At 70.7% G+C, this 22,742-nt stretch carries 17 protein-coding genes; 10 read left to right on the top strand and 7 right to left on the bottom strand.

What is annotated here, in order from left to right:
* From ABZU25_RS17295 to ABZU25_RS17315, 5 genes are all read left to right on the top strand, one after another.
* The coding region (locus ABZU25_RS17295; protein ID WP_355030329.1) for an amino acid adenylation domain-containing protein at positions 1 to 3,189 on the top strand (3,189 nt) is incomplete at its 5' end.
* Between the two features lie 54 nt (positions 3,190 to 3,243).
* The gene (locus tag ABZU25_RS17300) at positions 3,244 to 3,483 is read left to right on the top strand and encodes an MbtH family protein (RefSeq protein WP_355030330.1); all 240 of its coding nucleotides are present in this window, start codon (positions 3,244 to 3,246) and stop codon (positions 3,481 to 3,483) included.
* A 3-nt stretch (positions 3,484 to 3,486) separates the two neighbouring features.
* Positions 3,487 to 4,287 carry an alpha/beta hydrolase gene (locus ABZU25_RS17305; RefSeq protein ID WP_355030331.1) on the top strand — a complete coding sequence of 267 codons (801 nt, stop codon included), beginning with the start codon at positions 3,487 to 3,489 and terminating at the stop codon, positions 4,285 to 4,287.
* A 44-nt stretch (positions 4,288 to 4,331) separates the two neighbouring features.
* On the top strand, positions 4,332 to 4,760 hold the full coding sequence (panD, locus tag ABZU25_RS17310) for an aspartate 1-decarboxylase (RefSeq protein ID WP_355030332.1): 429 nt from the start codon (positions 4,332 to 4,334) through the stop codon (positions 4,758 to 4,760).
* 14 nt (positions 4,761 to 4,774) lie between these two features.
* On the top strand, positions 4,775 to 5,803 hold the full coding sequence (locus ABZU25_RS17315) for a MupA/Atu3671 family FMN-dependent luciferase-like monooxygenase (protein ID WP_355030333.1): 1,029 nt from the start codon (positions 4,775 to 4,777) through the stop codon (positions 5,801 to 5,803).
* Positions 5,804 to 5,879: 76 nt separating this feature from the next.
* Here the strand turns inward: ABZU25_RS17315 and ABZU25_RS17320 are convergent, their stop codons facing one another.
* From ABZU25_RS17320 to ABZU25_RS17330, 3 genes are read right to left on the bottom strand one after another with little or no spacing between them, the layout of a single operon-like run.
* Positions 5,880 to 7,214, bottom strand: coding sequence for a methylaspartate mutase (locus ABZU25_RS17320; protein WP_355030334.1), 1,335 nt, complete (start codon positions 7,212 to 7,214; stop codon positions 5,880 to 5,882).
* Positions 7,211 to 7,714, bottom strand: a complete 504-nt coding sequence (locus ABZU25_RS17325) for a cobalamin-dependent protein (protein WP_355030335.1) — start codon at positions 7,712 to 7,714, stop codon at positions 7,211 to 7,213. Before ABZU25_RS17325 ends, ABZU25_RS17320 begins: the two co-directional genes overlap by 4 nt.
* A 45-nt stretch (positions 7,715 to 7,759) precedes the next feature.
* Complete coding sequence (locus tag ABZU25_RS17330; RefSeq protein WP_355030336.1) at positions 7,760 to 8,293, bottom strand: phospholipase; 534 nt, start codon at positions 8,291 to 8,293, stop codon at positions 7,760 to 7,762.
* Between the two features lie 204 nt (positions 8,294 to 8,497).
* Between ABZU25_RS17330 and ABZU25_RS17335 the strand changes: the two genes are divergently transcribed.
* Entirely contained in the window at positions 8,498 to 9,373 is an 876-nt protein-coding gene (locus ABZU25_RS17335) for a phosphotransferase (protein ID WP_355030337.1), read from the top strand.
* A gap of 34 nt (positions 9,374 to 9,407) precedes the next feature.
* Here ABZU25_RS17335 and ABZU25_RS17340 read toward each other — a convergent pair whose 3' ends face one another.
* On the bottom strand, positions 9,408 to 11,954 hold the full coding sequence (locus ABZU25_RS17340) for an FtsX-like permease family protein (protein WP_355030426.1): 2,547 nt from the start codon (positions 11,952 to 11,954) through the stop codon (positions 9,408 to 9,410).
* 706 nt (positions 11,955 to 12,660) lie between these two features.
* On the opposite strand from ABZU25_RS17340, the gene ABZU25_RS17345 reads away from it, so the two are divergent.
* Together ABZU25_RS17345 and ABZU25_RS17350 are read left to right on the top strand one after the other, a co-directional pair.
* Positions 12,661 to 14,484, top strand: a complete 1,824-nt coding sequence (locus tag ABZU25_RS17345) for a BTAD domain-containing putative transcriptional regulator (RefSeq protein ID WP_355030338.1) — start codon at positions 12,661 to 12,663, stop codon at positions 14,482 to 14,484.
* A gap of 188 nt (positions 14,485 to 14,672) precedes the next feature.
* Positions 14,673 to 15,665 carry a TauD/TfdA family dioxygenase gene (locus ABZU25_RS17350; protein ID WP_355030427.1) on the top strand — a complete coding sequence of 331 codons (993 nt, stop codon included), beginning with the start codon at positions 14,673 to 14,675 and terminating at the stop codon, positions 15,663 to 15,665.
* Here the strand turns inward: ABZU25_RS17350 and ABZU25_RS17355 are convergent.
* Complete coding sequence (locus ABZU25_RS17355; RefSeq protein ID WP_355030339.1) at positions 15,621 to 17,444, bottom strand: ABC transporter ATP-binding protein; 1,824 nt, start codon at positions 17,442 to 17,444, stop codon at positions 15,621 to 15,623. The two genes, ABZU25_RS17350 and ABZU25_RS17355, sit on opposite strands and share 45 nt — an antisense overlap.
* A 94-nt stretch (positions 17,445 to 17,538) precedes the next feature.
* Between ABZU25_RS17355 and ABZU25_RS17360 the strand changes: the two genes are divergently transcribed.
* The gene (locus tag ABZU25_RS17360; protein WP_355030340.1) at positions 17,539 to 18,009 is read left to right on the top strand and encodes a MarR family transcriptional regulator; all 471 of its coding nucleotides are present in this window, start codon (positions 17,539 to 17,541) and stop codon (positions 18,007 to 18,009) included.
* Here ABZU25_RS17360 and ABZU25_RS17365 read toward each other — a convergent pair.
* A complete protein-coding gene (locus ABZU25_RS17365) occupies positions 17,978 to 20,416 on the bottom strand; it encodes an HAD-IC family P-type ATPase (RefSeq protein WP_355030341.1) in 2,439 nt (812 codons plus the stop codon). The two genes, ABZU25_RS17360 and ABZU25_RS17365, sit on opposite strands and share 32 nt — an antisense overlap.
* A gap of 267 nt (positions 20,417 to 20,683) precedes the next feature.
* Between ABZU25_RS17365 and ABZU25_RS17370 the strand changes: the two genes are divergently transcribed.
* The gene (locus ABZU25_RS17370; protein ID WP_355030342.1) at positions 20,684 to 21,340 is read left to right on the top strand and encodes a response regulator transcription factor; all 657 of its coding nucleotides are present in this window, start codon (positions 20,684 to 20,686) and stop codon (positions 21,338 to 21,340) included.
* 37 nt (positions 21,341 to 21,377) lie between these two features.
* Here the strand turns inward: ABZU25_RS17370 and ABZU25_RS17375 are convergent, their stop codons facing one another.
* Positions 21,378 to 22,577: an FAD-dependent monooxygenase gene (locus ABZU25_RS17375; protein ID WP_355030343.1), complete on the bottom strand. Its 1,200-nt coding sequence runs from the start codon at positions 22,575 to 22,577 to the stop codon at positions 21,378 to 21,380.
* Between the last annotated feature and the right edge of the window lie 165 nt (positions 22,578 to 22,742).

Genomic DNA, 22,742 nt, shown 5'->3' on the forward strand with positions numbered 1-22,742 from the left:
GACCACAACGTCACCCCCTTCATGGTCATCCAAGCCGCCCTCGCGACACTGCTCACCCGCCTCGGCGCCGGCACCGACATCCCCATCGGCACGCCGATCGCCGGACGCACCGACGACGGGCTGACGTCTCTCATCGGGTTCTTCGTCAACACCCTCGTGCTCCGCACCACCACCCACGGCAACCCGACCTTCGCCCAACTCCTGCGTCGCGTCCGCGACACCAACCTCACCGCCTACGCCCACCAAGATTTGCCCTTCGAACGACTCGTCGAACACCTCAACCCCACCCGCAGCCTCGCCCACCACCCCCTCTTCCAGGTCGTCCTCAGCCTGACGACGAACGAGGTCCCAGCGGTGCCGCCACGGCTGCCGGGCGGCCTCACCATGAACCGGATCGACCCGGGCGGCGCGGTGGCCAAGACGGATCTGGGCTTCGCCCTCACCGAACGCCGAGGGCCGAACGGCGCTCCCCTCGGCCTGGCCGGTGTCCTGGACTACCGGACCGACCTGTTCGACCGGGAGACCCCACAATCCATCGTGGACCGGCTGGTTCGCGTGCTCGAGGCCGTCACCGCCGACCCGCGCCGGACGCTCGGCACTGTCTCCATCCTCGACGCCACCGAGCGCGACAGGCTCGTTGCCGAGTCCTGGCGGGCGACGCGGACGGCACCACCGGAGACACTGCACCGGTTGTTCGAGGAGCAGGTCGCCCTGCGCCCCGACGCGCCGGCCGTCACCGACGGGTTCAGCACGCTCGACTACGCCGCGCTCGACGAGCGGGCGGATCGGCTCGCGCGCCAGCTGGCCGCCCGGGGCGTCGGGCCGGGCAGCCTCGTCGGGGTGGCGCTGCCCCGCTCGATCGACCTGGTCGTCACGATTCTCGCCACGTCAAAGGCCGGGGCCGCCTACCTGCCGCTCGACCCGGAACAGCCGGTCGAGCGCCTCGCCGGAATCCTGGCCGACGCCCGGCCGGCCCTCGTCGTCACAAGCGTGGCGTACGCCGACGGGCTGCCGGACGACGGCCTTGACCGCCTGGTCGTCGACGCCGCCGAACCGCTCCCGGAGTCCGCCGGAGTCCCGCTGCCGAGCGTTGACGTGCGGGACGCGGCATATGTCATCTACACGTCCGGCACGACCGGCCGGCCCAAGGGTGTGGTCGTCACCCATGTCGGTCTCCGCGGCCTCGCCGCGATCCACCTTCGGCACTGCGGGGTACGCCCCGGTAGCCGGGTGCTGCACCACCTCTCCCCCAGCTTCGACGGCTCGATCTGGGAGATCACCATGGGCGTGCTCACCGGATCGTGCCTCGTGATCGCGCCGCCGGGGCTGATGCCCGGCCCGGACCTCTCCGCCTTCCTCGCCCGGCACCGCGTCACCCATGCGGCAGTGCCGCCGGCGATGCTGGCGCTGATGCCGACGGACGGCGTGCCCGCCGGCACCACAGTGGTGATCGCGGCCGAGGCGTGCCCGCCGGAGCTGGTCGAACAGTGGTCGCGGAATCGACTGCTGGTCAATTCGTACGGGCCGACCGAGGCCACGGTCTGTGCCACGATGAGCGATCCGCTCTCGGGGCGCGCCGTGCCGCCCATCGGTCGTCCGGTCGACGGTGTCGGCGTGCGGGTCCTGGACGCGTGGCTCTCCCCGGTACCGCCCGGTGTGGCCGGGGAGCTCTACGTCACCGGGGACGGGCTGGCGCGGGGTTACCACGAGCGGCGTGCGTTGACCGCCGAACGATTCGTCGCCGACCCGTACGGGCAGCCGGGCGACCGGATGTACCGGACGGGCGACCTCGCCCGCTGGAACCGCGACGGTCAGCTGGAGTACCTCGGTCGCACCGACCATCAGGTCAAGATCCGGGGGCAGCGTGTCGAGCTGGGCGAGCTCGAGAACGCGCTGACCCGGCATCGCGCTGTCGCGCAGTCGTGCGTCCTGCTACGGGTGGATCGTCCTGGCGACCAACGCCTCGTCGGCTACTACGTGGCCCGGGAGGGCGACGACGATCCCGGCCCGTCCGAACTGCGGCGGCACCTCGCCGGTCTGGTCCCCGGATACATGGTGCCGAGTGCCCTCGTCCGGCTCGACAGCCTGCCCCTCAACCGGAACGGCAAGATCGATCGTGGTGCGCTGCCCGAGCCCGTGCACGAGGCCGGCCTCGGCCGTGCCCCGCGGACCAGGACCGAGGAGGAGCTCTGCCAGCTCTACGGCGAACTCCTCGGCGTGCCGCGGGTCAGCATCGACGACAGTTTCTTCGACCTCGGTGGCCACTCTCTGCTCGCCACCCGGCTGACCGCCTCGATCCGGGCCACGCTCGGCCTGACCGCGTCGGTGCGCGACGTCTTCGCCGCGCCGACGATCGCCGAACTCGCCACCCGGCTTGGCGGCGCCGCGCCGGACGTCGAATCACCGTTGCTGACGCCGCTGCGGGCCCGTGGATCCCGACCGCCGTTGTTCTGCCTGCCGCCGGGCTCGGGCATGAGCTGGTGCTACTCCAGACTCGTCGGCCACCTCCCGGCCGACCTGCCGGTGTTCGGGTTGCAGGCGCGAGGGCTGCACGACGATCGGGCGCTGCCCGGGTCGGTCGAGGAGATGGCCGGCGAGTACGTGGAGGCGATCCGGTCGGCGGTGCAGCCCAGTGGGCCGTACCGACTCCTCGGTTGGTCGGCGGGTGGCGTCCTCGCGTTCGCGATGGCCACCCAGTTGCAGGCGCTGGGCGAGAAGGTGGACCTGCTGGTCTTCCTGGACGCCTATCCGCGTACGGCCAGTGACCGGGCCCAGCAGCAACCTCCCGTCCACGAGGTGTTCGCACAGAACCTCCGGGACGCCGGTTTCCCGATCGAGGCCGACGACCTGGCGGACGAGCGCTTCCCGGTGGCCCGCTACCGGGAGTTCCTGCGCAGCCAGGAGGACCCGATGGCGGAGCTGGACGACCGTACGTTGCTCGCGGCGAAGCGGATCTTCGCGAACAACGCGTCACTGCTGCGGGACTTCGTTCCCGGCCGATTCGACGGCGACGTGGTAGTGGTCTCCGCGCTGCGCGGCCGCAACGCCGCGGATGACCGGGCCGAGGCCTGGCGACCGCACGTCACCGGCCGCATCGAGGTCGTCGAGGTGGACACCGACCACCTCGGACTCATCGGGGCCGAGCAGGCCCTGAGGCGGATCGGAGGTGCCGTGGCCGACCGTCTCTGAACCCTTCGTACCACCGAGGCAGCACCGAACCGGAACCGAGAAAGAGGTAGCAGCGTGACCAACCCGTTCGAAGACCCCGAGGGCACCTACCACGTCCTGATCAACGACGAGGGCCAGTACTCGCTGTGGCCGTCGTTCGTCGAGGTCCCCGCCGGCTGGTCCGTCGCGCTCCGCGAGACGGACCGCCAGTCGTGCCTGGACCACATCGACGAGAACTGGACCGACATGCGTCCCAAGAGCCTGATCCGGGCGATGGAGGGCGCCACCGTTGACGGCGCGGGGCGCGAGGAGTAGCGGATGACCTTCGTCGCGGTCAACGGTGTCCGGCTCAGCTACAACGAGACCGGCACCGGCGAACCCGTGCTCCTGATCATGGGTAGCGGCGCGAGCGGCCGGGCGTGGCACCTGCACCAGGTGCCCGCCCTGGTCGCGGCCGGTTTCCGCGTGATCACCTTCGACAACCGAGGCATCCCGCCGAGCGAATCCGGCAACGGGCCGTTCACCATCCTCGACCTGGTCGAGGACACCGCCGGCCTGATCGAGGCGCTCCGGCTGGGCCCCTGCCGCGTCGTGGGCACCTCGATGGGCGCGCAGGTGGCGCAGGAGCTGGCGGTCGCCCGCCCCGACCTGGTCACCCATCTCGTCCTGATGGCGACGCGGGGTCGCACCGACAGGTTCCGGGCGGCCCTGCGCCGCGCCGAGGCCGAACTGTACGACTCGGAGGCGAAGGTGCCCGCGACGTACACCGCCATGGTCCAGGCCCTGCAGAACCTGTCGCCGGCGACCCAGGCCAACGATCAGGCGATGGCTGACTGGCTCGAGCTTTTCGAACTCACCGCGCCATCCGGGCCGGGGTACCGGGCGCAACTGGAGGCCGACGCCATTCCCGAACGGCTGGCCGCCTACCGGGCCATCACCGCGCCGTGCCGGGTCGTCGCCTTCGCCGACGACGTAATATCTCCGCCCCATCTGGGCCGCGAGGTGGCCGACGCGATTCCGGGAGCCGATTTCGTTCTCGTTCCGCGGTGCGGCCACTACGGATATCTCGAAGACCCGGAAAGGGTCAACGAAAGCATCATCGAGTTGATCAGCCGTTGAATCCAGGATGCGGCGCGGTCGACGTGCCGCCGCGAGGAGTGTAAATGTTCCGGGAAATGCTGAAGTCCAAAATTCATCGCGCCACGGTCACCCAGGCGGACCTGCACTACGTCGGTTCGATAACTCTCGACCGCACCCTCATGGAACTCGCGGACCTGCTCCCCGGCGAGAAGGTGGACGTGGTGAACATCGACAACGGGGCGCGATTCTCGACGTACGTCATCGAAGGGCCGGCGGACAGCGGAGTCGTGGGCATCAACGGCGCGGCGGCCCGGCTGGTGAGCCCGGGCGACCTGGTCATCGTGATCTCGTATCTGTCCGTCGCGAACGAGGACGCGGCGAAGGTGCAGCCGGCGATCGTCTTCGTCGACGAGGCGAACCGGGCGGTGCACACCGGCACCGATCCGGCCGCCGCACTGGCCGGATCGGGCCTACGACGCGGCGACGACATCGCTGCCGCCGGCCGGCGTTGAGTCGGGGCGACGCGATGGACTTCAGCCTGTTGTACTTCGCCAACCGTGAGGTCACCGACGCGCCGAAGGAGTACGACCTGCTGTTCGACGCGGCAGCCTTCGCCGACGTCAACGACTTCACAGCGGTCTGGCTGCCGGAGCGGCACTTCCACCCGTTCGGCGGCGCGTACCCCAATCCGGCGCTGGCCGCCGCGGCGCTGGCCCGGGTGACGGAGCGGCTCCGGTTGCGGGCCGGCAGCGTCGTCTTGCCGTTGCACGACCCGCTGACCGTCGTCGAGGACTGGTCGTTCGTCGACAACCTGTCGCGGGGGCGGGTCGATCTGGCGATCGCCACCGGCTGGAATGCGAACGACTTCGTCCTCCAGCCCGACCGCTACCCGGACCGGCGGCAGCACACGCTGGATGCCGTCGGTGTCCTGCGTGACCTGTGGGCGGGCAAGTCCACCACGCGCCGCAACGGCCTGGGCGCCGAGGTCGAGGTGACCACGTTCCCCAGGCCCGTGCAGGCGGATCCTGGTCTGTGGCTGACCTGTTCGTCCAATCCGTCCGGCTTCGTGGAGGCCGGCGAGCTGGGGATGAACGTGTTGACCGCGCTGCTCTTCCAGAGCGTCGACGACCTGCGCACCCGGGTGCTCACCTATCGGGAGGCACGCGAGCGCCACGGGCTGGACCCGGCGACCGGGCGGGTGACACTGATGGTGCACACGTTCGTCGGTCCTACCGACGAGGCGGTGCGGGAAGCGACCCGCGAGCCCTTCCTGCGATACCTGGAATCGTCTGTCGACCTGTGGAAGAACCACTGGACGGACCTCGCCGGCCGGCTCGGTGGGACGAAGCTGCTGGAGTACGCGTTCGAACGGTACTTCCGCACCTCGGCGCTCCTGGGCTCGGTGGAGAAGTGCACAGCGTTCGTACGTGACCTGGCCGGCGCCGGCGTCGACGAGGTGGCCTGTCTGATCGACTTCGGCGCACCGGCACAGGCCACGCTCGACGCGTTGCCGTACCTGAACCAGGTGCGGCTCGCTGTGCGGGGCGACGCCTGACGGCATCGACGTCCTCCTGCGGTCCCCTCGACGTGGCCGCGGGAGGCGACGTCGTCGATCTGCACGGACAGTGCGCTCAGGAGGGTTTCCAGGTCCTGCTGGTCGCCGGCCCGGATCCGGCGGTGGGTTCCACCGTCGGGTCCGGGCCGGACAGCAGCGCGGCGTCGTCGTAGCGACGCTGCATCCAGGACAGCGCCGCCAGCAATCCGTCGGAGGTCATCCGGCGGTCGACCGCGCCCGTCGCCGGCAGCGCCATCCGTCCCGTGGCGGTCCATCGCAGGAGACCGTCGGTGTCGACAACCGCGGCGCTGCGACCGGCATTGTCCTCGTGCAGGCAGTAGGGCACGTCGAGGGCGCCGGTGCGAAACGCCCGCACCAGCGCCTCGCCCACGTCGTCGTGCAGCGCCAGGACGCTCTCCACCAGCGCGGTGGTCTCCGCCAGGATCCCGGTGTCTGCCGGGACGGATGCCGGGACGGATGCCGCCGCCGCCGCGTGCCGATGGGCCCAGAGCAGGGAGTCCACGTTCTCTTCGATGGTCGGGATCCGGTACGCCTCGGCCGGCGTCTTCACGATGAGACGGTGTGCGCCCCCGAAGACCGCCAGTTGGGCACTGTCCGCGATGAGCCGCAGCGCCCCGGCGGTCGTGCTGGGAAAGACGCCCATGTACGTGTAGAGCACGATGTGCCAGTCGGCCGGGCCGAAGAACCGGTGGGCCAGCACGGCCAGTGCGCGAAGCGCCTCCAGATCCTGCAGCGGGTTCGTCTGCTGCGCGTAACTGAGCGAGATGGTGGGCACCCCCCGACTCCGGAAGAACAGGCCCTCCAGAAGCGAGACCGCCAGCAGGAGGCTGGGCGGACAGAGCTGGCCGAGCATGCAGCCACCGAAACTCTCCAGATGGCAGTGCACGCCGTCGGCGGAGCGCTCGGCGAGCAGGTCGCAGGTGCGACGCCAGGCGTCGACCGAGGCGGCCAGCGGCACCCGCCCGTACGGCAGGCAGTAGGAGACCGGGCCACCTTCGGTACTTGTCAGCCCGGCGTCGAGCGCGGTGGCCACGATGTCGTACGGCGCGGCCGAGCCGTGCCGCACCTGCACCGGCAGGCCCGCCGCGACCAGGTCGGCCGTCATCGCCGCGGTGGTCACGGCGCCGTGGGAGACGATCGGAAACCCGTTGATCCGCCGGCCCTCACGCAGGGCGGCCCGCGCCGCGTCGTGGTCGCCGACCCGCGTGTAGCTGTCGACGGTCAGCGTGCCCACGGTGGGGAGTGGCAGGCTAGCGACGGCCCGCAGACCGGCGCGCATGGTGGTCGTGTCCGAGAAGCCCATCCGGGGCTGCACGACCAGGCCGCCTCGCGCGCGCACCTCCCGAACCAACCGGGCGAGCGGGTTCTCCCGGTCGGGCGGAACCGTCATTCCGCCGCCGCGACGCGGTCCGACGACGCGTTCTGCGGCATCCGGCGCAGGAAGGTGAGGAACGGCGTGACGTCGCTGCCCTCGTACACTCCCTGGAACCCGGCGGCGAGCAGGCGGTCGCGTTCGGCGGGGGTGAGCCGGCCCTGCACGCCCAGCTTGCCGCCGATCACCGCCGGCAGTCGACGCAACGCCGGGTCCTCTCGCAGCGCCCGCACCATGCGTGCGCCGTCGCGGGCGCCATGGCCGTTGACGGTGCTCAGCACGACCGCGACGGGCCCATGACGGCGGCACTCCCGCCGCAGCAGGTCGTCAGGGACGCAGGGACCGAGGTTGACGACAGCGAAGCCGGCCTCTTCGAGCAGGAGTTGGAGGTACACGAGATTCCACGTGTGCGCGTCGGAGGAGACGCTGGACAACACGATGGTGCCGCGGTGCCGGCCCGGCGCGTCGACCTCCGGGCCGGACTCGGTGGGGATGACAGCTACCCGATGTGCGTGCACACACGTCCCCTCAACGGAGTCCGGCCACGGTGGGGCGATCGTCGGTCAGTACAGCGTGCTCGCCGGCTGGCGGCCCTCCTTGACCGCCTTCGCGTCAGCGAGCTGTTCCTCGGTGAGCGCCGGCGATCCGAACAGTCGCACCGCCTGGTAGTAGATCCAGGCGAGGCCGTTGCAGGCGTCGTGGGTGGCGCCCAGCGGGTAGGTGTCGCAGGCCCGTTGCAGGTCGGCGTAGAGCGCGCTGTCCAGGCGGGACTTGTTCGCGCTGAAGGTGCCGAGCGCCCGGTAGTTGCGGTAGCCGAAGTCGTGGCGGGCGCAGGAGGTCTGGAACGGGAAGCCGAGCGGGTTGTCCGGCGACGTCGTGCAGTAGTCAGTGGACCAGTCGAACGCGTAGGCGGCCCAGGCAGCCTTGTTGTTGTTGGCCGCGAGCCAGGCGTTGTAGCTGGTCACGCTGGTCTGGGTCCAGCTGGCCAGCACCGCTGGCTTGTCCGCGGGGGCGGCGTGCGCCGACGAGACCGGACCGACGACGACGGCGACCGCGGTGGCGGCGGCGAGCAGGAGAGAGCTGATTCTGGATCGCATGCCTGGCAGACCTCCGGACGGGGTTGCGGAGAGAGTGCGTGCCGGTGGGCTCGATGCGCTCGCTCCGCCCGGGTGGATGGTGCCAGCCTCGCCCGCCGGGCTATCGGCGACGTATCGGAATCATATCCATCGTCATTGATTCGCCGTCGATAGCCCGTCGATACTCGCGCTGGCTACGGTGGACGCCCCGACGAGAGGATCCTGATGTCTGTGCAGGACACCAGCGACGAGGCTCTGCTCGCGGTCGTCCGCGAGTTGGTGCCTGCCTTCTGCTCCAAGCAGACCATCCGCAGCCGCACGTCGTTCGTCCTCTGCGGCAGCGTGGACGGCACTGCGGCGGTGGCCAAGGTACGTCTGCCGGACTGGCGGCAGCACTGCCTGCGTGAGATCGAGGTCTATCGGCACTTCGCCGAGCGACCGGCACCGGTACGAACTCCGGCGCTGATCGCCGCGGACCCGGGCCGCGGGGTGTTGGTGGTGGAGCAGGTGCCGGCGAGCCCCCTGGACGGCGAGCGGCACCCGACCACGCCCCTCGCCGAGGACGACCTCACCGATCTGCTGGCGGCGCTGCGGCGCATCGCCACCTGGTCGCCGCCGGAGGGCACCGGCTGGTCGGTCGACTATCGGCCGTTGATCGCGCTGGCCCAGGAGCGGCAGATGCTCGACGATCACGACCGGGCCGCGATGGAACGCCTCGTCGAGCGGGCCGGGCCGGGTCGCGAGTTCGGCCACGGTGATCCGGCCCTGGCCAATGTGCTGCGGGCGGACGGCGAACTGTGGTTCATCGACTGGGCGTGCGCCGACGTGTTCCTGCCCGGTTTCGACCTGGCACAGCTGTGGGTGCTGCTCGGACGGGTCACCGGCGGCCGGGAGGCGATCGACCGGGTGATCGCGGCCGGTGGTACGGAACTCGCGCTCGGGTTCGTGGTGAACCTGACGCTGCTGATGGCGCGTGAGATCCGCGGGGTGAGTCGACGCGTCGATCGGTACCCGGACGACGCGGACGCCCGCGAGCGTCTCGTGTCACTACGCGGCGCGTGGAGCGGCGTCCTGGAGCGGATGCGCCAGGACGCCGCCTGAGCCGGACCGCACGGGGGGTGGACGGTCCGGCCGACTATGGCGCGGCGATGGCGCCCAGGACGTTGATCCGGGCGGCGCGCAGCGCGGGGAGGACCGCCGCGAACACACCGACGACGCCGGCTCCGGCGAAGTAGATCGCCATCTGCCCCCACGGCACGACGAGTTTGTTGATGCCCTGCTCCCCGAGGCCCTGCACGGCGGCGGCGCCGAGTCCGCCTCCGACGACAACACCGAGCAGTGCGCCGAAGAGCGAGATGATCACCGCTTCCACCATGATCATCTTGATCGTCTGTGTCCGGTTCAGGCCGACCGCCCGCAGCAGGCCGATCTCCCTCACCCGCTCGATGACCGACAGGGCGAGCGTGTTCACCACGCCCAGGATCGCGATGAAGATGGCGAGACCGAGCAACACCTGGATCATCAGCCGGATCTGGTCGAGCGAGTCGGTCTGCTGGTCGGCGAAGCTGGACAGGTCCACCACCGAGACCTCCGGATCGTCGGCGAGAAGCGCCTCGATCCGCGGCTTGACCTGATCGACAGGCACCTCGTCGGCGAGCTGCACGTACCCGAGAGAGATCGAAGGGCTGCTGAGATACTGCGCGGCGTCCGGTGGCAGGGCCATCCCACCGGGGAGGTCGGACTCCGGGTAGACGCCGGTGACCGTGTAGGTCCGCTGCTGCCCCTTGGCGAACTGGATGGCCACCGGGCTGCCCAGCGACAGCCCCATGTCGGTGGCGTGATCCTGGTCGATGACGATGTCGCCCGGCCCGAGCGTCCGCGGATCGCCCTGCACCGGGCGCAGGGAGAAGACCTCGGTCAGCGAACCCAGGTCGTTGACGACTGTCACGTACCGCTGATCGCCGTTGACGACTGCCTGGTCGCGGTAGACCGCGGCCGCCGCGCTCACTCCGGACAGCTTCGCCACCTCGTCGAACACCTCGGGACGTACGCCCGGCTGCTGCAGCCCGGTCTGTTCGCCACGCACCACCAGGTCGGCGCGCAGTGACCCGGATGCCAGGCCACGGATGCTCTCCGACGCCGAGCCGAGGACCACGCTGACCGCGGTGATCAGAGCAATGCCCACCATGAGCGCGGCCGATGTGATCGCGGTGCGGCGCGGGTTCCGGCCGGCGTTGAGCCGGCCCAACCTGCCGGGGATGCTGCCGACGAACGCCCGTCCGAGCAGGGCCACCGCGGGCCGGCTGAGCACTGGCGTGAGCAGCGAGACCCCGATGAACGAGGCGAGCACCCCGAAGAGCACGGCCACCATCGCGCCGGGCACCACGGCGGTGAGGCCCAGGACCAGCAGCACCGCACCGACACCGGTGATCACGGCGCCGACCGTCGCCAGCCGGGTGAGCGGCCGGTCCGGACCGGCGGAGTCCCGCATCGCGGCGATCGGCGGTACGCGGGAGGCGCGCAGCGCCGGCACGACCGCGGCGATCACCGTCACCACGACGCCGACTCCGAAGGCCGCGGCGACCGCCACCGGCGGCACACTCAACCCGGCCAGGGTGAGACCGCCGCTGTACCGGCTCACCAGATACGCGAGCCCGGCGCCGGCACCGACCCCGGCGGCCAGGCCCAGCACCGCGGCAATCAGACCGATGACAGTCGCCTCCCCCAGCACCGACAACATCACCTGCCGACGGCTGGCGCCGATCGAGCGCAGCAGAGCCATCTCCCGGGTGCGTTGGGCGGCGATGATCGAGAACGTGTTGAGGATCAGGAAGATGCCGACGAACAGCGCGACCGCGGCGAAGCCGAGCAGGATCTGACTGAAGAACGCCAACCCGTCGCGGAAGCCAGCGGCAGCTTCGTCGGCGAGCTCCGCGCCGGTCTTGGCCTCGTACCCGCCGCCGATCGCCTGACGCACCCGGTCCCGCAGCTCGGCCGGCTCGACCCCGTCCGCGGCCCGGACGTTCAGGCTGCTGAAGACGCCGGCGCTGCCGAGCATGAGGCGCTGCGCGACCGGCTCGGTGAAGGCGACGGACATGGTGCCACCGAGGGTGTCCCGATCGCCGCTGTAGCCGAAGACGCCGACCAACTTGAAGGAGCGGCGCGGCTCCAGGGTCAGCACGTCGATCGAGTCGCCCACCGCGAAGTCGCCGACGTCGGCGAGCGAGGCGTTGATGGCGACCTCGTCCGGCGCGCTGGGGCCTCGGCCCTCCCGCAACCGGATCAGCGCGCTCTCCCCGGTCCAGCTCTCGCCGACCCGCGGGGCCCCGACCGACGGGATGACCTTGCCGTCGCCACCGACGACCCGGACGCCGTCGACCGAGACGACGCCGGTCACCTGCGCGACGCCGGACACCGCCGCGACAGTGTCGATGAGCGACGCCGGCACGCTCGTCGGTGCTCCACCACCGTCGACCTCGGAGACCTCCACCTTCGCCGCGCCGGTCACGCCCACGTCGGTGTCCGAGTACACCGAGGAGAACATCGAGTCGAAGGAGCGGCCCAGCGTGTCGGTGAGAACCAGCGCTCCGGAGACGAAGGTGACCCCGAGGATGACCGCCATCGCAGACATGGCCAGCCGCAGCTTTCGGCTCAGCAGGCTCTTCAGGGTGGCCCGAAACATCAGTCGACTACCGCCGTCCGGTCGAGGTGTCATCGATGTGCGTCCCGGTGGGGTCCGGCGCGCCTCCAACCTATCCGCGCACCGCGAATCCCACGTCGACACTGCGGAGGATGTCGAACGTCCCGAAAGTGGGTCGCGGCATCAGGGGCAACCCTGACGCCGAAGCGACGGGCTCCGGCAGCACGGCCGGCGGCGGCGACACCGCTGGGGTGACGCCGGGCGGCGGGGTGGGGTCGCCGGGCTCGGCGGGACACGGCACCCGCGGGCGTACCGCCCGGCCGACGCGACCATGGCTCTCCCCGACGCAGTCCAGGGTGGACCGGCGCGCTGCCGCGCGCCCGACCGGTCCGGCCGTCCCGTGTCCGCGCCACCTGGGATGTCGGCCTCCCCCAGATGGTGTGCACAAACCCCCGCCATTCATCCGAGCGTCACGTGGGAGCAGGGCATATGCAAACTTCACGATGATTCAGGTGAACGTCCTGTGAACAGGATCGAAACGAAGGTCGAGTACGGCCGTCAATTTGGTGTATAGTCGCTCTGCCGGGGGGGCCGGACGTAGTCGCTGGCTTTTTTGCTTTTTCGCATCGCTCACATACTGATTTATACGCATGGCACTCGATGCCGCCCTGCGACCGTCCGGACTGCCTCCGCAACAACGGGGGAGGCACACATGCGGGGTTCACGCACGGGCATTTTGGACTTTCGAATGCTCTCGCCGCTCGAGGTCTATGCGGGTAGTAGACGCTTACCAATCGGTGGACCACGCCAACGGGCCATTCTGTCAATTCTACTCATTAACCGCAACCAGATCTCATCCGTCGAAGAGATCATCGACAAGGTGTGGCACGGCGCGCCACCGAGCACCGGGCGCACACAGGTCGCGATCTGCGTCGCCGCGCTGCGCAAGACCTTCCGGACGGCCGGCTGCGACGAAGACGTGATCGTCACCGTCGCGCCGGGCTACATGCTGTCCACCCGCGGCCACCGGGTGGACGCGGAGGACTTCCTCGAGCGGGTGGCGGAGGCGGAGTCCCTCGACCGGGAGGGCCAACCGGAGCGAGCCGCGCAGATCTTCGAGGGCGCGCTGCAACTGTGGCGCGGTACGCCACTCGGCGGCATCAACGTGCGGATGGTGGAGGACGCCGCCGTCCGGTTGATCGAGATGCAGATGAGCGCCGTCGAGAAGTACATGGCGCTACGCCTGCAACTGGGCGACTACCAGGCGCTCATCGGCGACCTCACCGCGCTGGTGCAGGCGCATCCCTTGCGCGACCGTCTCCGCAGCCTGTTGATGATGGCCCAGTACCGGGCCGGGCGACGTGCCGACGCGCTCGGGACGTATCACGACGGTCGGCGGCACTCGATCGAGGAACTCGGCCTCGACATGGTCGCACCGCTGCAGTCGCTGCACGAGGCGATCCTGCGCGAGGACGAGATCGCGCTCAACGATGCCGGCTGGTCGCCTCGACGGGCGGCGGCGGTCGTGCCGGCTCAGCTGCCGTCCAACGTGTTCGCGTTCTCCGGGCGACTCGACGAACTGCGGACGCTGAACAGGGTGCTCGACCAGCCGCCACGGGGCAACCATCCGGTACGCGTCAGCTTCATCACGGGCAGCCCGGGCATCGGAAAGACCAGCCTCGCCATCCACTGGGCCCACCAGCGAGCGGAGGAGTTTCCCGACGGCCACCTCTTCGCCGACCTGGGGGCGTATGGCTACGCGCGGGCGCCGGAGTCGCCCGAGTCGGTCCTGCGCCGCTTCCTCACCGCGCTGGGCCACCGCCCGGAGCAGATCCCCACCGGCCTCGCCGAAGCCACGGCGCTGTACCGCACCACCCTGGAGGGCCGCCGCGCCCTGATCGTCCTCGACGACGTGCACAGCTTCGGGCAGATCCGGCCGCTGCTGCCCGGCAACGGGCAGTGCCACGTGCTGGTCACCAGCCGCAACCAGCTCGAGGGCCTGCTGGACAACTACGACGCGCTCCGGCTGCAACTCGGCATCCTGCCGGTGAGCGCATCGACGGCCATCCTGCGGGATGTGGTCGGCCGGGAACGAATCACGTCGAATCCACAGGCCGCGCGGCGGCTCAGCGAACTCTGCGGCAACCTACCGATAGCGGTGCGGGTCGCCGCCGCCCGGCTCCTCGGCAAACCGCACTGGCGGGTCTCCGACCTGGTCGCCCGCCTGGAGGACCGGGACCGGCGGTTGGACGAGCTCAGCCACGGTGAGTACGACATCCGGCTGCGTTTCGAGACGAGCTGGCGGCAGTTGGATCCGCCGGTGGCGACCGCCTACAGCCGCCTGGCCCTGCTCGACGAGCCGCACTTCGACGCGTGGTGTGCGGCGAAGGCGACGGAACTGCGCGTGGTCGAGGCACAGGATCTACTGGAACGTCTCGTCGACCTGCAACTGCTCGACGTGGTGGGACGCGGCGAGGCTGGTCGGTTCGCGTACGGGTTCCAGGATCTCCTGCTGTTGTACGCCCGGGAGCGCGTGAACCGTGGGACCACCGTCGCGACCAGTTGCGCCTGAGCCCTCGCAACCGGGGGCGCTCCGGTACATCGCTTGCGTGATATGCGGTCGATAACCGTCCTGGCTAGCTTCGGGAGAGCATCGACCGCCGCTCGTCGGCGTCACCCGCGGTCGACCGTCGGCGCCGTCTTGTGGACGCCGACCGCCCTGGCCCCCGTGCTCATCAGTGAGGAGACCGCGCCGTGTCCATGTTGGTCGAGACCGATTCGATGGCGTCCGCGACAGCTGGCGAGGCGTTCCTCGCCGATGGGGAGGAGCGTCTGGTGATCGCGGAGGTCGCCGGCCGGCTGATGGCCTCCGGATCACAACAGATCGACGACCCCGAGTGGGTGGCGTTGGCCCGCGGCGCCTGGGAGGAGCTGCCGGACCGCCTGCGCGGCTCCATCCGCCGCTTCCGTCGCGACTCCGGGCCGTACGGCTCACTGCTCGTGAGCGGCCTGCCCGTCGGCGAGGAGGACCTGCCCCCCACCCCCACCATCGCCGGTTCCGTGCAGCGCACGGCCACGGTCCCGGCCTCGGTGCTGGCGATGGTCGCGTGCGGCCTCGGCGACCCGACCGCCTTCCGCGCGGAGAAGACGGGCGCCCTCGTCCAGGACGTCGTTCCGGTGCCCGGGATGGAGGCCTTTCAGGGCAACGCCGGCTCGGTCCGGTTGTCCTTCCACACCGAGAACGCCTTCCACGAGCACCGTCCGGACTTCGTGATGCTGCTCTGCCTGCGGGCGGACCCGGATCGGGTGGCCGGGTTGCGGCTGGCCTGCGTCCGCGCCTGTCTCCCCCGGTTGTCGGAGGCGGCCCGCGAGGCGCTGTTCAGCCAGTCGTTCGTCACCGCCGCGCCTCCCTCGTTCGGCGCTGGCGGCGCGAACACCACCCACGCCGTGCTGCGTGGGCCGGCCGGCGACCCGGACATGTGCGTCGACCTGGCGGCGACGTCGGCCACCACGGCGGCAGGTCGGCAGGCGCTGCTCGAACTGCAGCGGGTGTTCGAGGCGACCGCCCAGACGATCAGGTTGGTCCCGGGCGACCTGGCGATCGTCGACAACCGTGTGACGGTGCACGGCCGGGACGCGTTCACGCCCCGCTACGACGGCCGGGACCGGTGGTTGCAGCGCACCTTCGTGAGCGCCGATCTGCGCCGTTCACGCGACTTCCGGCCCGACGACAGCTACGTGCTGGACCGCTGAGTCACGGCTCGGCGCCACCCGGTCCGCCGCGACGAGCGCCGCGTACCAGCCGCCTCGGAGGAGCAGCTCGTCGTGGCCGCCGCTCTCGACGATCCGGCCCCGCTCCAGCACGACGATGCGGTCCGCGTGGCGCACTGTGGACAGCCGGTGGGCGACCATGATGGTCGTCCGCTCCGCGCTCAGGTGGTCGAGGGCAGCCTGCACCGCCTGTTCGGTCGCCGTGTCCAGGGCACTTGTCGCCTCGTCCAGGATCAGCACCGGCGCGTTGCGCAGCATGGTGCGGGCGATGGCGATGCGCTGCTTCTCGCCGCCGGAGAACCGGTATCCCCGCTCCCCCACCACCGTGTCGTAGCCGTCCGGAAGGGAGGCGATCAGGTCGTGGATTCGGGCCGCCCGCGCCGCCGCCACCAGGTCCTCGTCCGAGGCGTCCGGTCGGGAGAATCGCAGGTTCTCGGCGATCGAGGCGTTCAGGAGGTACGTCTCCTGCGACACGATGCCGACGATGCGTGCCAGCGACTCGAAGCTGAGGTCCCGGATGTCGACTCCGTCGATTGTCACCCGGCCCTGGTCGGGGTCGTAGAGGCGGGCCAGCAGGTAGGTCATTGTCGTCTTGCCGGAACCGGTCGCGCCGACGATCGCCAGCGTGCTTCCCGCCGGGACCTCCAGGGTGACGTCCTGCAGGATCGGCTCGCCGGGCTGGTACGCGAACGCGATGTTCTCGTACCGCACGGTCCCCTGGACCTGGCCGATCGTCACCGGATCCGCGCGCTCGACCACGTCGATCGGAAGGTCGAGGTACTCGAAGACGCGAGCGAAGAGGGCGAGCGACGTCTGGATCTGCACCCCGATCCGCATCAGCGCGTTGAGCGGACCGAACATCGCCGTCTGCAGCGTGGTGAACGCGATCAGGGTGCCCACGGAGATGCCGCTCCCGCCGCCGGTGAGCGCCAGCCCACCGACCAGGTAGGTGACGGCCGGCACGGCGGCGAACGCGATCGAGATCGTGGACTGCCGCCACCGGCCGGTCATCTCGACGCGCACCTCGAGCTCGACGAGGTGGTCGGAGGCGCGGGTGAACTGGTCCACCAGCGCGCCGGATCGACCCATGCCCCGACCCAGAAGGATCCCGCTGACCGACAGCGACTCCTGGACCTGGGAGTTCATCGCGGCGATCTGGCGCTGGCGGCGGGTGGCGATGCGGCGGCGTGCCGCACCGACCCGCCGACTGATGGCCACGGCGACCGGCACCAGGACGAACGACAGGAGCGCCAGCCGCCAGTCCATCGCGAGCATCGCCACGGCACTGGCCAGCACGACCGTCAGATTGGTGGCGAGCGCCGTGCCGGCGCTGGTGACGATCGCCTGCATGTCGCCGATGTCGCTGGCGATGCGCGACTGCACCTCCCCGGTCCGGGTGCGGGTGAAGAAGGCGAGCGACATGCGCTGCAGATGGCTGTAGACGGCGACCCGCAGGTCGCGCATGATGCGCTGCCCGATCAGGGTGGAGATCAGTGTCTGCACGACCCCGAGCAGCGCGAGAGCAGCCGCGCTGGCCAGCATCCCGAGCGCCAGCAGCGCCAGCAGGACCCGGTCACCGCTGGGGATGGCGTCGTCGATGATGCCCCGCAGGAGGAACGGCGCGGCCAACCCGACCAGGGCGGAGATGCCGATCAGGACAGCGAGCATGGCCAGCCGCGCCCGGTAGGGGCGGAACAGGCGCAGGAGGCGCCGCGGGTCGACGGGTGGGGCGTCGGCCGCCCGGTCCGGCACGAGAGACATCGCCACGCTCCTATCAGACAGAAGCTGAGTATGCCTCATTGTGTGTCTCATCAACAATAGGTCGGATCATGTTGGCCGTCGCTATGCTGACCCGATGGAGTCACTCCCCGGTGAACTCGCCGAACTGGTGCGTCAGCTGAGCAAACACATCCGCCGCAGTGCCCGCGACCGGCTGGCACCGCTGCGTCTGACACCGGAGCAGGGGCGTGCGCTGACCGTGCTGGCACACGCCGGACGCCCCCTGCGCATGGTCGAGCTGGCCGGTCACCTGCAGGTGGTGCCGCGCACGGTCACCGACCTGGTGGACCAACTGGAGGCCACCGGCCTGGTCATCCGTCGGGCGGACCCGGACAGTCGCCGGTCGGTGCTGGTCGCCATGACCGCTCGCGGAACGTCCACCATCGAGGAACTGGCAACGGCACGCCGACGGGCCGCCGAAGAACTCTTCGGCGGCCTCGGCGACGACGATCAGAAGCTGCTGCGGGAACTGCTCCGGGCCGCCCTGCCTACCGGCGCCGCGGTGGTACCCACGGTCAGGCCCGACCAGCTTGTCGACGGCGCATGACCGCCCAGGCGACCTCCATCAGCAGGCCGGCGACGACCGCGATCGCGGCACCGGCCAGTGGCGCCTCGGCGCCGATCAGCCGCAGTTGGAAGAACGTCTGCAGGAACGGCACCACCAACACCGTCACGAACGACAGACCCATGCCCAGCACCAGCAGGATCCGCCACCACGTATATGGGCGGGCGATGATGGCCAGCGCCCACAGCGCGACGAGGAACAGGGTCACTGTGGCGACCGAGGTCTCCGCGGGCAGGTCGTCCCCGTAGTACGACCGCGCGAACGCGTACGACGTGATCGTGGCGGTGGCCGCCAGGACCCCACCCGGGATCGCGAAGCGCAGCACCCGACCGACGAAATCCGGCCGGGCCCGCTCCGCGTTGGGCGCCAGTGCCAGTACGAACGCCGGGATGCCGATGGTGAGGGATCCGATCAGCGTCAGGTGCCGGGGCAGGAACGGGTACGGCACCTGCCAGATCACCACGATGATCGCGAGCAGCACCGAGTAGACCGTCTTGGTCAGGAAGAGGTTGGCGACCCGTTCGATGTTGCCGATCACCCGCCTCCCCTCGGCGACCACCGAGGGCAGCGTGGAGAAGTTGTTGTTCAGCAGCACGATCTGGGAGACGCCGCGCGCTGCGGCGCTGCCGGACCCCATGGAGATACCGACGTCGGCGTCCTTCAGCGCCAGCACGTCGTTGACGCCGTCGCCGGTCATGGCCACCGTGTGCCCGCGGGACTGTAGGGCGGCCACCATCGCCCGCTTCTGCTGCGGACCCACCCGACCGAAGACGGAGTGCGCCTCGACCGTGTCCGCCAGCGCCTCGGGATCGGTGGGCAGGTTGCGCGCGTCCACCGCCACGGCCGCGCCGGGCAGACCGACGCTGCGGGCCACCGCACCGACCGAGACGGCGTTGTCGCCCGAGATCACCTTCGCTCCGACGCCCTGGTCGGCGAAGTACCGCAGGGTGTCGGACGCCTCCGGACGGACCCGCTGCTCGAGCACGACGAGGGCGACTGGCGTGGTGGACGCCGGCACCGACGAGGGATCCGCCAGCGCCTCCGCCAGCGGACGCGAGAACTCGGCGAGCAGCAACACCCGCAGACCCTGTCGGCCGAACGCGTCCGCGTCCGCCAACGCCGGGTGCTCGGTGAGCAGCATCTCGGGTGCGCCCAGCAGCCAGGTCGCGGTTCGGCCGGAGGGTTCCACGAGCGTCGCGCCGCTCCACTTGCGCGCCGAGGAGAACCGCGCGGTCTGCTCGACACCCCAGTCCGGTAGACCGGGGTACCGGTCGGCGATGGCCTGCATGCTGGCATTCGGCCGCTCGTCGCTGGCGCCGAGGGCACCCAGCACCGCGTCCACCGGTACGCCGGGCACCAGCGACCGGACCTCCGCGACGTCCATCGTCGCCTCGGTGAGCGTGCCCGTCTTGTCCAGGCACACCACGTCGACCCGGGCCAGACCCTCGATGGCGGGCAGTTCCTGGACCAGGCACTGCCGCTGCCCCAGCCGGATCACCCCGATCGCGAAGGCGACCGAGGTCAGCAGGACCAGACCCTCGGGCACCATCGGTACGAGGCCGGCGACCATCCGGCGCGCCGCCTCGGGCAGGTCGTCGCGGTTGACGAGCAGCTGACTGATGATCAGCGCGATGCCGGCAGGAACGATCGCCCAGGTGACGAACCGCAGGATCCAGTTGATGCCGTTGCGCAGCTCGGAGTTGACAAGTGTGAAGCGCTTGGCCTCCTCGGTGAGCTGAGCCGCGTACGCGTCGCGGCCGACCCGGGTGGCGGTGCAGACGCCGCTGCCGGCCACCACGAAGCTGCCGGAGAGCACGTTGTCACCGACCGCCTTGACGACCGGGTCGGCCTCGCCGGTCAACAGCGACTCGTCGATCTCCAGCCCGTCGACGGCCACGAGCCGGCCGTCCACCACGACCTTGTCGCCGGGGCCCAACTCGATGACGTCGTCCAGCACGAGCTCCGACGACGCCAACTCGACAGTGTCACCACCGCGGCGCACCCGCGGGCGGGCGTCGCCGACGATCGCCAGGCGGTCGAGCGTGCGCTTCGCGCGCACCTCCTGGAGGATACCGATCAGGGTGTTCGCGACGATGACGCCGCCGAAGAGGCCGTCCTGGATCGGCCCCACCACCAGGATGATGGCGAACAGCACACCGATGATGGCGTTGATCCGGGTGAACAGGTTCGCCCGGACGATCTGCCAGACGCTGCGGCTGGTGCTGGACGGCAGGTCGTTGACCTGGCCGGCCGCCACCCGTTCGGCGACCTCGGCCACCGAGAGGCCCGACTGGGCGCGCTCCGCGGTGATCGGCGCGACGGCTGGCGTGGGGGGCGGGTCCGCCTCGTCCGCGACCGGGGTCCGCTCCACGGCACCGACCTTCTCCACGTTGCTGCTCCCCCCGATGATGAGCGAGGACGCGCCCGTACTGCGCGTCGCGCCGACGCTAGCCGGGAGCTGTGGGCAGCCGCCATGCACGAAAGACGCCAGTCAACCCTGACTTCTGTCGGGGTCGCCGGGTGCTTATCGGCCCGCCCCGGGCCGCTTGCCGATGGCGGACCAACCACGGAACAGCCCGGAGCGTCTACCCTTGGCGGCACCGTCAGACGTGTCGCCACGGGGGTTGATCAGCATGCCGGAAGACGAAGAGTGTCGATGACAGTCCGGGTGTTCGTGGTCGACGACCACCCGCTCTTCCGAGTCGGTGTACGGGCCGCACTCGAGGCGTTCGACCTCGACCTCGCGGGAGAGGCGGCGACCGGCGACGAGGCCGTCCGGTTGCTGCGGCAGCTCGACCCGGCCGTCGACGTGGTGCTGATGGACGCGCACCTGCCGGACGGGTCCGGCGTCACGGCCACGCGGATGATCACCTCCGAGGTGACGTTCCCCGAGGGCGCGCCCCGGGTCCTGATGATGTCCACCTCCGACCGGAACGAGTCCGTGGTCGCCGCGCTGCAGGCCGGTGCCCACGGCTACGTCGCCAAGAACACCAGCCTGGAGGAGCTGATCCGCGCGATCCTCACCGTCGCCGACGGCGGCGCCGTCTTCGGGCCGGCCATCGCCGGTCGACTCGGCAGCTACTTCACGGCGGTGCACCAGACGCCCGGCCAGGTGGCCTTCCCCGAGCTGACGAACCGCGAGTTGCAGATCCTCCGTCTGCTCGCCCGCGGCTACGAGAACCGCCGCATCGCCCGGGAGTTGGTGATCGCCGACAAGACGGTGCGCAACTACGTCTCGGCCCTCTTCACCAAGCTGCGGGTCAGCACGCGTGGCGAGGCCATGGTGCGGGCCCGCGACGCGGGTCTCGGCTGACGCCGGCACCGCGGGCCCGCCGGCGATCGGGCGACGTTCAGGCGCGCGCGGCGGTGCCAGGAAGCAGCGCTCCCAGCTCATGCTCGACGTCGTAGCGCCGGATCCAGTCGGCGTCCTCCCCGAGGTACGGCAGGATCTCACCGTCGGTCGTCGCCGTCGGCCGCATCCCCAACGAGCCGCCGCGTCGCGACTCCAACTGGACGCGGGCGGTGTGCGGTCGGCGGATCGCCTCGTAGCGCGCGAGAGCGGTGGCGATCCGGTCGGCGGTGACCGGCCGCCCGGCCGTTTCCTCGGCGAGGCAGTGCGCGACGGCCACCGCGTCCTCGATCGCCTGGCTGGGCTCCTGACCGTGGTACGGCAGCATCGGATGTGCGGCATCGCCGAGCAGGGTGACCCGTCCGCCGCCCCAACTGTCCAGCGGTTCCCGGTCGTGCAGTGCCCACCGCCGCGGCTGGCCCAGGGCATCGACGATCGCACCGACGTCGCGGTGCCACCCGGCGAACGTGTCGGTGATCTCGGGCAGGCCGCCCGTCGCGCTTCCCGATCCGACGTCGGTGTCCGGTACGACCGCCACGACGGTCAGCCGGCGTCCGCCGTCGATCGGGTAGCAGATCAGCCGTGCTGAGGGGCCGACCCAGACGAGGATCCGGTCCCTCGGCAGGTCGACACCGGCGACCAGCCCGCGGTAGGCGGCGTTGCCCGAGTTGACCGGGGGCGTCGGCGGGGACACCGTGCTCCGGACGACGGAGTGCACGCCGTCCGCGCCGACCAGGACGTCGGCGCGGGCGGTCGTCCCGTCGTCGAAGGTCAAGATCAGGACGTCCCCCTCGTCCCGGAGGTCGCACAGCCGGCGCCCGAGGTGGATGCTGCGCCGCGGCACCCGCCGGGCCAACGCGGCGTGCAGGGCGGCGCGGTGGATCGTGTAGTGCGGCGCACCGAACATGTCCTCCCACGCGGCACCCATCGGCTGCTGGGCGAGCGTCCGGCCGTCCCGGTGGTCGCGGGCCTCCAACGCCTCGGGCCGCACGGCCGTCGCGCGCAACGCGTCGGCCATGCCCCAGCGGTGCAGGATCCGACTGGCGTTGGGCCCCAGGTGCAGCCCGAGGCCAACCTCGCGGAGCTCGGCGGCCTGTTCGTAGATGTCGACAGCTATTCCGTGCCGGGACAGAGCGATGCCGGCCGCGAGACCGCCGATCCCGGCGCCGACGACGGCCACCCGGGGCTTCGATCGACTCACCGCCGTGCTCCTCCCCCGGTGGCCGCTCCGGCGGAAGCCGCCACCCGTGGTCCTGGATCGAACGTGGTCGCGGCCATCCGCCTCGACCGTAGGTGACCCGGTGTCCCGGGCACCCGGGACGCGGGTCCTGGCTCTGTCCCACCCGCCTGAACCAGGCGCCGGGAA

It is taken from the genome of Micromonospora sp. NPDC005215, from assembly GCF_040607915.1.
GTDB lineage: Bacteria > Actinomycetota > Actinomycetes > Mycobacteriales > Micromonosporaceae > Micromonospora.